General features: G+C 68.9%; 11 protein-coding genes and 1 tRNA gene. 10 read left to right on the top strand and 2 right to left on the bottom strand.

The features are described from left to right. The first annotated feature begins 91 nt into the window (after positions 1 to 91). Genes OG747_RS30040 through OG747_RS30050 form a run of 3 tightly spaced genes read left to right on the top strand, consistent with a single transcriptional unit; the run spans position 92 to position 2,942 of the window. Positions 92 to 1,402, top strand: coding sequence for a replication initiator (locus OG747_RS30040; RefSeq protein ID WP_405885752.1), 1,311 nt, complete (start codon positions 92 to 94; stop codon positions 1,400 to 1,402). Further along, positions 1,402 to 1,572: a helix-turn-helix transcriptional regulator gene (locus tag OG747_RS30045; protein WP_405885754.1), complete on the top strand. Its 171-nt coding sequence runs from the start codon at positions 1,402 to 1,404 to the stop codon at positions 1,570 to 1,572. Before OG747_RS30040 ends, OG747_RS30045 begins: the two co-directional genes overlap by 1 nt. Continuing rightward, positions 1,569 to 2,942 carry a tyrosine-type recombinase/integrase gene (locus tag OG747_RS30050; RefSeq protein ID WP_405882496.1) on the top strand — a complete coding sequence of 458 codons (1,374 nt, stop codon included), beginning with the start codon at positions 1,569 to 1,571 and terminating at the stop codon, positions 2,940 to 2,942. The genes OG747_RS30045 and OG747_RS30050 overlap by 4 nt, the downstream gene beginning before the upstream one ends. A gap of 107 nt (positions 2,943 to 3,049) precedes the next feature. Here the strand turns inward: OG747_RS30050 and OG747_RS30055 are convergent, their stop codons facing one another. Next, complete coding sequence (locus tag OG747_RS30055) at positions 3,050 to 3,799, bottom strand: hypothetical protein (protein ID WP_405882497.1); 750 nt, start codon at positions 3,797 to 3,799, stop codon at positions 3,050 to 3,052. 238 nt (positions 3,800 to 4,037) lie between these two features. Beyond that, positions 4,038 to 4,109 (bottom strand) — tRNA-Arg (locus OG747_RS30060). Positions 4,110 to 4,290: 181 nt separating this feature from the next. Between OG747_RS30060 and OG747_RS30065 the strand changes: the two genes are divergently transcribed. The 7 genes from OG747_RS30065 (at position 4,291) to rho (ending at position 13,952) form a co-directional block, all read left to right on the top strand. Beyond that, positions 4,291 to 4,902: a response regulator gene (locus OG747_RS30065; protein ID WP_405885756.1), complete on the top strand. Its 612-nt coding sequence runs from the start codon at positions 4,291 to 4,293 to the stop codon at positions 4,900 to 4,902. A gap of 137 nt (positions 4,903 to 5,039) precedes the next feature. Next, positions 5,040 to 6,152 carry an ArgS-related anticodon-binding protein NrtL gene (gene nrtL, locus OG747_RS30070; protein WP_405882498.1) on the top strand — a complete coding sequence of 371 codons (1,113 nt, stop codon included), beginning with the start codon at positions 5,040 to 5,042 and terminating at the stop codon, positions 6,150 to 6,152. A 7-nt stretch (positions 6,153 to 6,159) separates the two neighbouring features. After that, entirely contained in the window at positions 6,160 to 7,551 is a 1,392-nt protein-coding gene (lysA, locus tag OG747_RS30075) for a diaminopimelate decarboxylase (RefSeq protein WP_405882499.1), read from the top strand. A gap of 185 nt (positions 7,552 to 7,736) precedes the next feature. Then, complete coding sequence (locus OG747_RS30080; RefSeq protein WP_405882500.1) at positions 7,737 to 9,029, top strand: homoserine dehydrogenase; 1,293 nt, start codon at positions 7,737 to 7,739, stop codon at positions 9,027 to 9,029. Positions 9,030 to 9,035: 6 nt separating this feature from the next. Further along, a complete protein-coding gene (thrC, locus tag OG747_RS30085) occupies positions 9,036 to 10,094 on the top strand; it encodes a threonine synthase (protein WP_405882501.1) in 1,059 nt (352 codons plus the stop codon). A gap of 433 nt (positions 10,095 to 10,527) precedes the next feature. Beyond that, positions 10,528 to 11,460 carry a homoserine kinase gene (gene thrB, locus OG747_RS30090; RefSeq protein WP_405882502.1) on the top strand — a complete coding sequence of 311 codons (933 nt, stop codon included), beginning with the start codon at positions 10,528 to 10,530 and terminating at the stop codon, positions 11,458 to 11,460. Between the two features lie 386 nt (positions 11,461 to 11,846). Beyond that, positions 11,847 to 13,952 (top strand): transcription termination factor Rho, encoded by a 2,106-nt coding sequence (rho, locus tag OG747_RS30095; RefSeq protein ID WP_405882503.1) that lies wholly within the window; start codon positions 11,847 to 11,849, stop codon positions 13,950 to 13,952. Positions 13,953 to 14,097 lie beyond the last annotated feature (145 nt).

A 14,097-nucleotide genomic window follows, 5' to 3' on the forward strand; every position in this document is an offset into this window, starting at 1 on the left:
GCAGCAAGCCAGCCAGAAGGAGAACGCCATCTTCACCCGCCCCACCCCGCCCCCACTGCCCGAACTCGCCAAGCTGGCCCAGCACGGCACCCTGCCCGGTATCCTCCGCCAGCTCTCCGGACTCGGCGGCTGCACCCACCCGATCCGCCTCGACGGCCACCGCACCGAGTACGGCGTGAACACCCGCACCGGCGAGATCGGTAACCTCCTCCACCGCCTCGACTCCTCCAGCCTCCCGGCTGGTCACCTCCTGGTCCGCTGCAACAACCGCCGCACCACCCGCTGCCCGGCCTGCGCCGAGGTCTACCGCCGCGACACCTTCCACCTGATCACCTCCGGCCTGCGCGGCGGCAAGGGCATCCCGGAACGCGTCGCCGCCCACCCCCGCGTCTTCGCCACCTTCACCGCACCCAGCTTCGGCCCCGTCCACAACCGCCCCTCCGGCTCGGCCGGTTCAGTCCGCCGCTGCCGCTGCGGCGTCCTCCACGACCAGGACGACGCCGCGCTCGGCACCCCGCTCAACCCAGACACCTACGACTACGACGCGGCCGTCCTCTGGAATGCCCACGCTGGTCCGCTCTGGCGCCGCTTCTCCACCTACCTGCGCCGCGAGGTCGCCAAGCGGGCCGGACTCTCACAGCGCGCGTTCCGCCGGTACGCCCGGGTGTCCTTCGCCAAGGTCGCCGAGTACCAGAAGCGCGGAGCGGTCCACTTCCACGCCGTCATCCGCATCGACGGCCCCGAGGGCGGCGACACCTCGCCACCGGCCTGGGCCACCGCCGAGCTGCTCACCGATGCCATACGCGTCGCCGCTGCTCACGTCCGCGTGGACGGCCCGGTCATCGACGGACGCGCCCACACCTTCACCTTCGGCCGCCAACTCGACGTCCGCACCATCCGCTCCGCTGACTTCGACGGCGGCCAGGAGCTGACAGAGCGGGCCGTCGCCTCCTGCATCGCCAAGTACGCCACCAAGGGCGCCGAGACCGCCACGGGAGCTCTCGACCGCCCCCTCAAGTTCCTCGCCGAACTGGCCCAGCTCGACATCACCGACCACGCTCGCCGACTGATCCGCACCGCCTGGACCCTCGGCGCACGCAAGGACCTGGAAGACCTCCGGCTCCGCGCCTGGGCCCACATGCTCGGCTTCCGCGGCCACTTCTCCACCAAGTCCCGCCGCTACTCCACCACCCTCGGCGCTCTGCGTACCGCCCGCGCCGAATGGCGCCGCGCCCAAGCCGCAACAGCCACCGAGACCGAGCCCGACACGACCCTTGTCCTCTCGCACTGGGTCTTCGCCGGAACCGGCTTGTCCTCCGCCGAAGCCTGGCTTGCCGCATCCCTCGAACCCGCCCCTGGCACGGAAGGAGAACCGACGTGGACCCGCGTCGCGACGAGCTGATGACCGTCCGCCAAGTCTTGGAAGAACTGGGCGGAGTCTCTCGCCGGACGTTCTACCGCTGGCGTGAGTTGGGATATGGGCCGGCAGCTTTCAAGCTGCCCAACGGGGAGCTCCGACTGTGGCGGAGTGACTTCACCACGTGGCTGCGACAGCTGGAGGCCGCGGCGTGAAGTCTCTCGACGTGAAGGTCTGGGCCGTGCGCAAGCGCGATACCAAAACGCCCTCATACGGCGTCCGCTGGTCTGTGGCGGGCAACGTCTTCTCCGACTCCTTCCGCACCAAGGCGCTTGCCGATCACTACCGGACGAAGCTCATGCGGGCGATGCGCGACGGCGAGGAGTTCGATAGGGAGTCCGGCCTCCCGGCCTCGATGGAACAGAAGAAGTCGGCCGTGTCTTGGTACGACTTCGCTCTCAGGTACCTCGCCATGAAGTGGCCTCATGCCGCCCCGAATACGCGGAGCGGCATCAACGAATCGCTTACCAGCGTCACCGTGGAGCTCCTTGACGATCGAGCTGGACGGCCGTCTGACGAGGCAATCCGTAGAGCGCTCCGCAACTGGGCCTTCGTACTGCCGGGTCCCGACGACCGAGACGTCCCGGACGATGTGCGGAACGTCCTTCACTGGGTGTCGAAGGCGTCGCGGCCGCTCGCCGATCTCGCTGAGCCAGCCACGGCTCGTGCGGTGCTGGACTCGCTGAAACTCAAGCTCGACGGCACGGCCGCGGCAGCCGAAACCGTGCGGCGCAAGCGGCGGACGCTCGTCAATGCAGCCAATTACGCGGTTGACCTGGGGGAGCTGCGCGAGAACCCGATTACGGCCGTCCGCTGGCAGAAACCGAAGATCTCCAACCAGGTCGACCCTCGCGTTGTCGCGAACCCTGAGCAGGCTCGCAATCTTCTGGCGGCCGTCTCCTACGTGGGCGGCTACCGGCGTGCTCGTGGTCGGCGCCTGGTGGGTCTCTTCGCTGCCATGTACTTCGGCGGTCTTCGGCCGGCTGAGGCGGTCGGCCTCGTTGAGACGGATCTAGTCCTTCCCGAGCATGGCTGGGGATCGGCTTTGCTCCATCGGACTCGTCCGTCGGTCGGCAAGCAGTGGACCGACTCGGGGGAGACCCACGACGACCGAGGGCTCAAGAATCGACCGTCCGAGGACGTCAGGCGGGTACCTATCCCGCCTCACCTCGTAGCCGTGTTTCGCGAGCACCTGGCCACCTTCGGTACGGCGGATGACGGGCGGCTCTTCTTCAGCGAGAAGGGCTCGGTCGTCCCGTCCTCCACCTACTACCGCGTCTGGCAGGAAGCTCGGCTCCTCGCTCTCCCGCCGCCTGCTGCGGCCTCACCGCTTGCAAGTCGTCCGTACGATCTTCGGCACTCGGCGCTGTCGACCTGGCTCAACGCTGGCGTCGACCCCACCGAGGTGGCCGAGCGCGCCGGCAACAGCGTTGAGGTCCTGCTGACCCGCTACGCGAAGTGTCTCGATGGGCGGCAGGACGTAGCCAACCGGCGTATTGAGGCCCTGCTTCGCGAATACGAGTGACACGGCCTGTCCCAAGATTGAAGCCCCTGGACTTTTGTTCAGGGGCTTCGCTGTTCCCGGGCGGACTCCATCGGTTCGACTTGTGGCGCTTGGCGACCACAGTGTCATCAGCCCCACCGGGAGACGATGGCTTCCTCGACGCTGAAGATCGCATCGCACTCGGCGCACTGCGCGTCACCGAAGACGTGGGTCAATTTACGCGCGATGTCCGGATGGCCGTCTGAGAGTGCGCGGGAGTAGAGCCTTTGGGCGAGCCCTTCCAAAGCTGCGGGGGCTTGAGGTCGCAGCGGCACTTGCCTCGCCGTGGTGGAAGGCTCCATGTACATGCTGTCGGTGGTTGAGAAGAAGCCGTACTTGCCGAAGGCTATGAAGTTCTCCGCGCTGCACGAGGGGCAGGGCACCTCGTACTCCTCATCGTTCAGCCCGTCGAGCTGCTCGCCCCAGATCTCGACGCTCTGGAAACTCAGCAGTGTGCCCAGCAAGTCGACGTAATTCGTGGGGTCGTCGGCAAGTCCTGGGTCCTGTAGGGCTTCCTCGGTGAGTTGCGTCAGGTCGGATATCTGGGGGGCGTAGGTGACTTGGGGATCCTCATCGCCGTACGGCTGATCTGTGCTGGCCACAATGGAGCCGGCCAGGTAGAGGGGCGCCCTCCGGTCCACCGCTGACCACTGACGCGCCATTTCCGTCAGAGCGGGCAAGGCCGCGTAGCTCGCCGAGTAGACGGTGCCCTGATGACACAGCCGGGACCAGAGCTTGTCCCAGCTGGGGTCCTGCGTGTCCGGGCCCACTGCGTCAAGCAGGCCGGGGACGTCTTCTGCCGTGCCGTAGGCGTGGTGGAGCCGAGACCAGTCCGTCATGCCGATGATCTAAGCAGCCGAGCGGGGCACGATACCGGGGAGGTCGCGTTCGCCGGCCGTCTCTGGAATCCGACAGTGACCTGCGGCCATGTCCCAAGATCCCGTCCACGCCTCGTCCACGCCTCGTCCACGGACCCCGACATACGGCCGCTTCGGGCTGCGTCCGCCTGCACATACGCGAAGACCCCGGCCTCAGCGTTTCCGCTGGTGACGGGGTCTTTGGGCACCTCTTACAGGGTGCCCCCGGCAGGATTCGAACCTGCGCACACGGCTCCGGAGGCCGTTGCTCTATCCCCTGAGCTACGGGGGCGTGTCGGGCGCGGTGTTCGCGGCGACGGGTAGAACCCTACCAGCTCTTTCGGGGGTGACTGGCACGGTTTTATGTGGGGGAGGGGCGGTGTTCTGGGGAGGGGGAGACGAGCCGGCCTCGGGGGCCTCCCTCGGGCATCTGGTGCGGGACCCCACCCGATGCCTGGGACCCCCGCGTGGGGGTGGGAGTAGGGAAAACCCGGACGCCGTGGCCGGCGCGGACCTACTCTCGAGTTGTGCCAGGCGCGTCCGGCCGGGTGCTTGTTGTGGACGACAACAAGGTCATCCGGCAGCTGATCAGGGTCAACCTCGAGCTGGAGGGCATCGAGGTCGTGACCGCGGCCGACGGTGCCGAATGCCTGGACGTCGTGCATCACGTGCGGCCCGATGTCGTGACCCTGGACGTGGTCATGCCTCGGCTCGACGGGCTGCGCACCGCCGCCCGGCTGCGTGCCGATCCGCGGACCCGCAATCTTCCCCTCGTCATCGTCAGCGCCTGCACTCAGTACGAGGTCGAGAGTGGGCTTGATGTGGGCGTTGACGCGTTTCTCGCCAAGCCCTTCGAGCCTGCCGAACTCGTGCGGCTCGTACGCGAGTTGATGGAGCGGCGAGGGAGCGGAGGTGGAGGGGGGCGCCGGGGTGGCGGTGGTGGTGACGATCGCGAGGCGCCGTTTGAAGGGGCCCTCGATGCGGGGGGATTTTCCCCGGAGACCTTTCCCTCTGACGTATTTCCCCCGGAGGGGTTCGGTCCGGAGGAGTTCGGTGCTGAGGAGACCCAGCGCGCCGGCCACTGAGATGACCGGGCCAGTCGCAGTCGGTCAATGGGAGCGCCCCGCCCCCTGGCCAGCCGCCGCGGGCACCCCCGTCCACATCCCGGACCCCTGCCAAATCGGCTCGCCTACCCACCCCCCTTCTCCCCTACGCTTGTCCCGTGACCCCCGTCGAGCTCTCCCGTAACGTGCTGCGCGCGGTGCGTCGTGCCGTGGACGAGGGGGAGCTGAGTGTGGCCGTGCCGGTACGGGCGGTGGTGACGCCGCCGGGGCCGGGCGGGTGCGGGGACTACGCCACCAACATCGCCCTGCAGCTGGCGCGGGCCGCCGGGCGGCCGCCTCTCCAGGTCGCCGAGATCCTGCGGCCCCATCTCACCCGTACCGACGGTGTCGCCGACGTCGCGATCACCGGGCCCGGGTTCCTCAATATTCGGCTCGGGGGAAGTGCGGTCCCCTCCCTCGTACGCGACATCCACATCCAGAGGGACTCCTACGGGCACGGCGACACCCTCGCCGGGCAGATCGTCCCGCTGTGGATCCCGTACGACATCCGGGCCGAAGTCGTCGCCGACGCACTCGTGCGGATCGTCGCCACCCAGGGCGGCCGCGCAGAGGTACAGCACATCGCAGTGGTGCAGAACACGGCAGAGGTGCAGAACACGGCGGGGGTGCAGAACGCCGCAGGGGTACAGCACACTGCCAACGTCCAGCCCGCCGAGCCGCCGCCCGCCAAGGGGCCCCACGCCCAGCCCCCGCACGCCGACCCCGTGACCCTCCGGCCCGTGCCCGCCCCCGAGGACCCCGCCCCCCTCGGCCCCGACGCCGCCCGCTGGGCCCTGCTCCACCCCGCACCCCATGACCGGCCGCGGATCAGTGCCGATCACCTCGTCCAGCGTGAGAGCAACCCTCTCTTCCGTGTCCGGTACGCCCACGCCCGTACCCGGGCTCTCGGCCGCAACGCCGCCGCGCTCGGTTACAGCGGCGCCCCCGGTGACGTACCCCATAGCGACGGCAGCGACGATCTCGTGGGCGCCCTCGCGCATCACCCGGCCGTGCTCACCCAGGCTGCCGTCCATCGCGCGCCCGACCGGCTCGCTCGGCATCTTGTCACCGTCGCCGACGCCCTCCTCGCCTTTCAGCACACCGTGTTGCCGCTCGGTGACGAGAAACCCTCGGCCGCCCACCGCGCCCGGCTCGCGCTCGCCGAAGCCGCCGGGACGGTGCTGGCCGGCGGCCTGTCCCTGCTCGGCATCAGCGCACCCGACTATCTGTGAGAGAAGAATGAGCCGTTCCGCACACCCCGCCGGGCCCCGTCACGCCGATGTCCTCCCCGAGGGCCACTACTTCGCGCCGCCCGCCGACCTCAACGCCCTCGACCCCAAGGTCTGGGCGCACACCGTCAGCCGTACGGATGATGGAGTCGTCAGCGTCGGCGGGGTCGAAGTCACCACGCTCGCAGAAGAGTTCGGCACCCCCGCCTACTTCCTCGACGAGGCCGACTTCCGGGCCCGTGCGCGGGCCTGGCGTACCGCCTTCGGGCACGACGCCGACGTCTTCTACGCCGGGAAGGCCTTCCTGTCCCGCGCCGTCGTGCGGTGGCTGCACGAGGAGGGGCTCAATCTCGATGTGTGCTCCGGTGGTGAGCTCGCCACCGCCCTCTCCGCCGGGATGCCCGCCGACCGCATCGCCTTCCACGGCAACAACAAGTCGGCCGAGGAGATCACCACCGCCGTCGAGGTCGGTGTCGGGCGGATCGTCCTCGACTCCTTCCAGGAGATCGTCCGCGTCGCCCACATCGCCCGGTCCCTCGGCAAGCGGCAGCGTGTGCAGATCCGGGTGACGGTGGGTGTGGAGGCGCATACCCACGAATTCATCGCCACCGCCCATGAGGACCAGAAGTTCGGGATCGCGCTCGCCGACGGGCAGGCCGCGGAGGCCGTACGACGCGCGCTCTCCCTCGACGGGCTGGAACTCGTCGGCATCCACAGCCACATCGGGTCGCAGATCTTCGACATGGCCGGGTTCGAGGTCGCCGCCCGGCGCGTCGTGTCGCTGCTGGCCGCCGTTCGTGACGAGCACGGGGTCGAGCTGCCCGAGATCGACCTCGGTGGTGGTCTCGGCATCGCCTACACGAGTGACGACGATCCCCGCGAGCCGCACGAGATCGCCAAGGCGCTGAGCGAGATCGTGACGCGCGAGTGCGAGGCCGCCAAGCTGCGGACGCCTCGGATCTCCGTCGAGCCGGGGCGCGCCATCGTCGGGCCGACCGCCTTCACGCTCTACGAGGTCGGCACCATCAAGCCGCTGGACGGGCTGCGGACGTATGTCTCCGTCGACGGCGGCATGTCCGACAACATCCGGACCGCGCTGTACGACGCCGAGTACAGCGTCGCCCTCGTCTCGCGCACCTCCGAGGCCGAGCCGATGCTCGTCCGCGTCGTCGGCAAGCACTGCGAGAGCGGGGACATCGTGGTCAAGGATGCCTTTCTGCCCTCCGACCTGGCCCCCGGCGATCTCATCGCCGTACCCGCCACGGGTGCTTACTGCCGGTCCATGGCCAGCAACTACAACCACGCCCTGCGTCCGCCCGTCGTCGCGGTCAGTGAGGGTGCGGCCCGGGTCATCGTCCGCCGGGAGACGGAGGAGGACCTCCTGCGTCTCGATGTCGGATGACGTCATATGACTTCGCATGACTTCGCATGACGTCGCGTGACGTCATATGACTCAGGTGGAAGATCTCCTGCGTCCACCTGGCAGAAAAATGAAATAGATGTCTCACGATCCGGACCAGGGATAGAAACCCCCGTCCGGTGAGTGAGACTGGTCCAACCGTAGACGGTATGAGGAAACGAGGTCGGATGATGCGTACGCGTCCGCTGAAGGTGGCGCTGCTGGGCTGTGGGGTTGTCGGCTCAGAGGTGGCGCGCATCATGACGACGCACGCCGACGACCTCGCGGCCAGGATCGGGGCCCCGGTCGAACTGGCCGGCGTGGCCGTCCGCCGGCCCTCCAAAGTGCGCGAGGGCATCGACCCCGAGCTCGTCACCACCGACGCCACCGCCCTCGTCAAACGCGGGGACATCGACGTCGTCGTCGAGGTCATCGGCGGTATCGAGCCCGCCCGCTCCCTCATCACCACCGCTTTCGAGCACGGCGCCTCCGTCGTCTCCGCCAACAAGGCGCTCCTCGCCCAGGACGGCGCCGCCCTGCACGCCGCCGCCAATGAGCACGGCAAGGACCTCTATTACGAGGCCGCCGTCGCCGGGGCCATTCCGTTGATCCGGCCGCTGCGCGAGTCCCTCGCCGGTGACAAGATCAATCGAGTGATGGGGATTGTCAACGGGACGACGAATTTCATCCTCGACAAGATGGATTCGACGGGCGCCGGTTATCAGGAAGCCCTCGACGAGGCCACCGCGCTCGGTTATGCCGAAGCCGACCCGACCGCCGACGTCGAGGGGTTCGACGCGGCCGCCAAGGCCGCCATCCTCGCCGGAATCGCCTTCCACACGCGCGTGCGGCTCGACGACGTCTACCGCGAGGGCATGACCGAGGTCACCGCCTCCGACTTCGCCTCCGCCAAGAACATGGGCTGCACCATCAAGCTGCTCGCCATCTGTGAGCGGGCCGCCGACGGGGGGTCCGTGACGGCGCGCGTGCATCCCGCCATGATTCCGCTGAGCCACCCCCTCGCTTCCGTGCGCGGCGCGTACAACGCCGTGTTCGTCGAGTCGGATGCCTCCGGTCAGCTCATGTTCTACGGGCCGGGCGCCGGCGGCGCCCCCACCGCGTCCGCCGTGCTCGGTGACCTCGTCGCCGTCTGTCGCAACAAGCTCAGTGGCTCGACCGGGCCCGGCGAGTCGGCGTACGCCGCCCTGCCCGTCTCGCCCATGGGCGAGGTCGTCACCCGTTACCACATCAGCCTCGACGTGGCCGACAAACCGGGTGTTCTGGCCCAGGTGGCCACCGTCTTCGCCGAGCACGGGGTTTCCATCGATACCGTGCGTCAGCAGGGGAAGGACGGCGAGGCCTCCCTCGTCGTCGTCACCCACCGTGCGTCCGACGCGTCCCTGAGCGGGACCGTCGAGGCGCTGCGCAGCCTCGACACCGTGCGGGGTGTCGCCAGCATCATGCGGGTTGAAGGAGAGTAACCAGCAATGACCCACCAATGGCGCGGAATCATCGAGGAGTACCGGGACCGGCTGCCGGTGTCCGACAGTACGCCGGTCATCACGCTCCGTGAGGGCGGTACGCCGCTTGTGCCCGCGCAGGTGCTCTCCGAGCGCACGGGCTGCGAGGTCCACCTGAAGGTGGAGGGCGCCAACCCGACCGGGTCCTTCAAGGACCGCGGTATGACCATGGCCATCTCGAAGGCCAAGGAGGAGGGTGCCAAGGCCGTCATCTGCGCGTCGACCGGTAACACCTCCGCCTCCGCCGCCGCGTATGCCGTACGGGCGGGAATGGTGTCCGCCGTCCTCGTCCCGCGGGGCAAGATCGCGCTCGGCAAGATGGGCCAGGCCCTCATCCACGGCGCGAAGATCCTCCAGGTCGACGGCAACTTCGACGACTGTCTGACGCTGGCGCGCTCGCTGTCCGACAACTACCCGGTGGCGCTGGTCAATTCGGTCAACCCGGTGCGCATCGAGGGCCAGAAGACCGCCGCGTTCGAGATCGTGGACATGCTCGGCGACGCGCCCGACATCCATGTACTGCCGGTCGGCAACGCGGGCAACATCACGGCTTATTGGAAGGGCTACACGGAGTACGCCGCCGACGGCATCGCCAAGCGGACCCCGCGCATGTGGGGTTTCCAGGCCTCCGGTTCCGCGCCCATCGTGCGCGGCGAGGTGGTCAAGGACCCGTCCACCATCGCCACCGCGATCCGCATCGGCAATCCCGCCTCGTGGAAGTTCGCGCTGGCCGCGCGAGACGAATCGGGCGGTTTCATCGACGAGGTGACGGACCGTGAGATTCTGCGCGCCTACCGGCTGTTGGCCGCGCAGGAGGGTGTCTTCGTGGAGCCCGCGTCCGCCGCTTCCGTCGCCGGTCTGCTGAAGGCCGCCGAGCAGGGCAAGGTCGACCCCGGCCAGACGATCGTCTGCACGGTCACCGGAAACGGGCTCAAGGATCCGGACTGGGCCGTCGCGGGCGCCCCACAGCCGGTCACCGTTCCCGTGGACGCGGCCACGGCGGCGGAGCGGCTCGGACTGGCGTAAAACCGCCTGTCGCCGTCCCGCCGGCGGGACGGCGGGGCCTGTCAGTAGCACGTCAGCGCAGTGTCAGTGGTAGCCAAAGGCGGGCGGAAGGTGCCGGAAAGTCGGCCGAAACCGCCCACCTCCGCGGCCATCCCTACGGCAACCCGACAGGGGGTGCACGGGGGGCTTACGACACGCATCGTGCGCCTCCTGTGCGCCCTATGTCGCCACAGAACCTTCCTTCGATAGGCTGTACTGAACCCGCCCGCCGCATATGCCGCGGTGCCGCGCCGTCATTGCAGTCATTGCGGCCTCCGGGTCTTCCGTACGTATCGCAGTCCGTCGCAGTTCATCGAAGCCGTCTCGTAGTCCATCCCGCAGAACATCCCGCAGTACATCTCGCAGTACATCGACAATCTCGTACATCACGCAGCTCAAGGAGAGTCATCGAGCGATGGCCGGTCCAGCGTTCCGCGCCGCCGCCGTCCGGGTGCGCGTCCCCGCCACCAGCGCCAACCTCGGGCCGGGCTTCGACGCCTTCGGCCTGTCACTGGGGCTGTACGACGACGTGGTCGTCCGGGTGGCCGACTCCGGGCTGCATATCGACATCGCAGGTGAGGGCAGTGAGACACTGCCCCGTGACGAGAGTCACCTCCTCGTACGCTCCCTGCGCACCGCCTTCGATCTGCTGGGCGGACAACCGCGCGGCCTCGAGATCGTCTGCGCCAACCGCATCCCGCACGGGCGGGGCCTCGGCTCCTCCTCGGCCGCCATCTGCGCCGGAATCGTCGCCGCGCGTGCCGTGACCATAGGCGGCGACAGCAAGCTCGACGACACCGCGTTGCTTGAGCTCGCCACCGAGATCGAGGGCCATCCCGACAATGTCGCGGCCTGTCTGCTCGGCGGTTTCACGCTCTCCTGGATGGAGGCCGGCGCCGCGCGGGCGATCAGGATGGACCCCGCCGATTCCATCGTTCCGGTGGTTTTCGTCCCCGGAAAGCCGGTCCTGACCGAGACCGCGCGCGGTCTGCTGCCGCGCACCGTGCCGCACGTCGACGCCGCCGCCAACGCGGGCCGCGCCGCACTGCTCGTCGAGGCCCTCACCAGGCGCCCCGGGCTGCTGCTGCCCGCCACCGAGGACCGGCTGCACCAGGAGTACCGCGCCCCGGCCATGCCGGAGAGCGCGGCGCTGGTGGAGCGACTGCGCGCCGACGGCATCCCCGCGGTGATCTCCGGCGCGGGCCCCACGGTCCTCGCCCTCGCGGATGAGGAATCCGCCGACAAGGTCGCTCATCTCGCAGGTCAGGGCTGGGCCGCCAATCGGCTGGACCTCGACGCCGCGGGAGCGTGCGTACTGCCACTCGCCCCGGCGGGTGTCCATCAATAGCGCGCGGTTGCCGGATTTGGAGAGGGGGAATGTTTGTTGGATCCGGTAGTGTTAACCTCAAGTCTGCACCCGACCCCACCATGGCGAGGTGCTTCGTGTCCCCGTCCGGGACAACCATTCTTCCGGGAGCCTCCCAAACTGCTTTGTGCCATGCATTGGGTGCTATGCGCTGAGCAGTGCTGAGCACGCTCCGGAAACCGGCGTGACCGTGCCGATGACACCGCAATTCAGTGCCACGGCTCCGGAATCGTCATCACCAGATATCTCTTCCGCCTCTTTGGCGGACCACCGCCCCGGCACGGTCCACACAGCAAGGACCGAAGCCGGACAGCACAACCGGTCGCCGAGCCAGACAGGCCGACGTCCGCTCCAGGGAAGGACCCTTCGTGAGCGACACCACCGATCTGATGGGCGCACGTGTCGAGGAGACCGCTGCCGCGCCCGCCACGGACGCCTCTGCCGCGCCTGCCTCCGGTGCCGGCTCCCGGCGGCGCCGCGGTACCGGCCTCGACGGCATGGTGCTGGCCGAGCTGCAGCAGGTCGCGTCCGGCCTCGGTATCAGGGGCACCGCGCGGATGCGCAAGAGCCAGCTGATCGAGGTCATCAAGGAGGCGCAGGCGGGCGGGGGAGCCCCGGCCAAGGCCGAGGCCGCCGCCGAGACCAAGCCGAAGCGCCGGGCCACCTCCAAGGCCCGTACCGGCGATGACGCAGCTCCGGCCGCCGAGAAGAAGGCCGCCGAGAAGCCCGCCGCCGAGAAGGCCGTGGCCCAGCAGCAGATCGAGATCCCCGGCCAGCCGGCCAGCGACGACGCTCCCGCCAGTGAGCGCCGTCGTCGTCGTGCCGTTGCCGAGGCCGGCAGCCCCGATCCGCAGACCAGCACTGTCGCCGAGGCGCAGAGCGAGCCGAAGGTCGCCGCCGAGGTTTCCGTCGACGTCAGGGCCGACGCCGGTGACGGCGCCGACGGCCGGCAGGGCCGCAGGGACCGCCGTGACCGCGGCGAGCGCGGTGACCGTGAGCGGGGCGGCCGTGACCGCGACCGCCGCGGTGGCAAGAGCGACGAGCAGCAGCAGGGTCAGGCTCAGGGCCAGGCTCAGGGCCAGGGCCAGGGCCAGGGCCAGGGCCAGGGCGGCGCCGGCCAGCAGCGCCAGGAGCGTCAGGACCGCCAGGACCGTCAGCAGCAGGGCGGCGGTCGTCAGGACCGTCAGGATCGCCAGCCGCGCGACAACGGGCCGCAGGACGACGACGACTTCGATGGCGGCCGTCGCGGCCGTCGGGGGCGCTACCGCGACCGTCGTGGCCGTCGTGGCCGTGAGGAGTTCGCCACCAACGAGCCGCAGCTCGCCGACGACGACGTCCTGATCCCCGTCGCGGGCATCCTGGACATCCTCGACAACTACGCGTTCATCCGTACGTCCGGCTACCTGCCGGGCCCGAACGACGTGTACGTCTCCCTCGCCCAGGTCCGCAAGAACGGCCTGCGCAAGGGCGACCACGTCACCGGCGCGGTCCGTCAGCCCAAGGAGGGCGAGCGCCGCGAGAAGTTCAACGCGCTGGTGCGCCTGGACTCCGTCAACGGCATGGCGCCCGAACACGGCCGTGGCCGCCCGGAGTTCAACAAGCTGACGCCGCTGTACCCGCAGGACCGCCTCCGCCTGGAGACGGACCCGGGTGTGCTGACCACCCGCATCATCGACCTTGTCGCGCCCATCGGTAAGGGCCAGCGCGGTCTGATCGTGGCCCCGCCGAAGACCGGCAAGACCATGATCATGCAGGCGATCGCCAACGCGATCACGCACAACAACCCCGAGTGCCACCTGATGGTCGTCCTGGTCGACGAGCGTCCGGAAGAGGTCACCGACATGCAGCGGTCGGTCAAGGGCGAGGTCATCTCCTCGACCTTCGACCGCCCGGCCGAGGACCACACCACGGTCGCCGAGCTCGCCATCGAGCGCGCCAAGCGCCTCGTGGAGCTGGGCCACGACGTCGTCGTGCTGCTCGACTCGATCACGCGTCTGGGCCGTGCGTACAACCTCGCCGCCCCGGCCTCCGGCCGCATCCTGTCCGGTGGTGTCGACTCGACCGCGCTGTACCCGCCGAAGCGCTTCTTCGGTGCCGCGCGCAACATCGAGGACGGCGGCTCGCTGACCATCCTCGCGACCGCGCTCGTCGACACCGGGTCCCGCATGGACGAGGTGATCTTCGAGGAGTTCAAGGGCACCGGCAACGCGGAGCTCAAGCTCGACCGGAAGCTCGCCGACAAGCGCATCTTCCCGGCGGTGGACGTCGACGCGTCCGGTACGCGTAAGGAAGAGATCCTGCTCGGCAGCGACGAGCTCGCCATCACCTGGAAGCTGCGTCGCGTGCTGCACGCGCTCGACCAGCAGCAGGCGATCGAGCTGCTGCTCGACAAGATGAAGCAGACGAAGTCGAACGCCGAGTTCCTGCTGCAGATCCAGAAGACGACGCCGATGCCGGGCAACGGCAACGACTGAGGTCAGCAGGGTCAGTAACGCCAAGGGCCGCCCCCGTCACGCAGATGACGGGGGCGGCCCTTTGTGCTGCCTGGGACACATGTACGACGGCGCTCTCTTTCAACGTATGAGTCTCAGGGGGGACTTGAGTGGATACGTCGATGTC

Origin of the sequence: Streptomyces sp. NBC_01384 (assembly GCF_045040035.1) — a bacterium.
GTDB lineage: Bacteria > Actinomycetota > Actinomycetes > Streptomycetales > Streptomycetaceae > Streptomyces.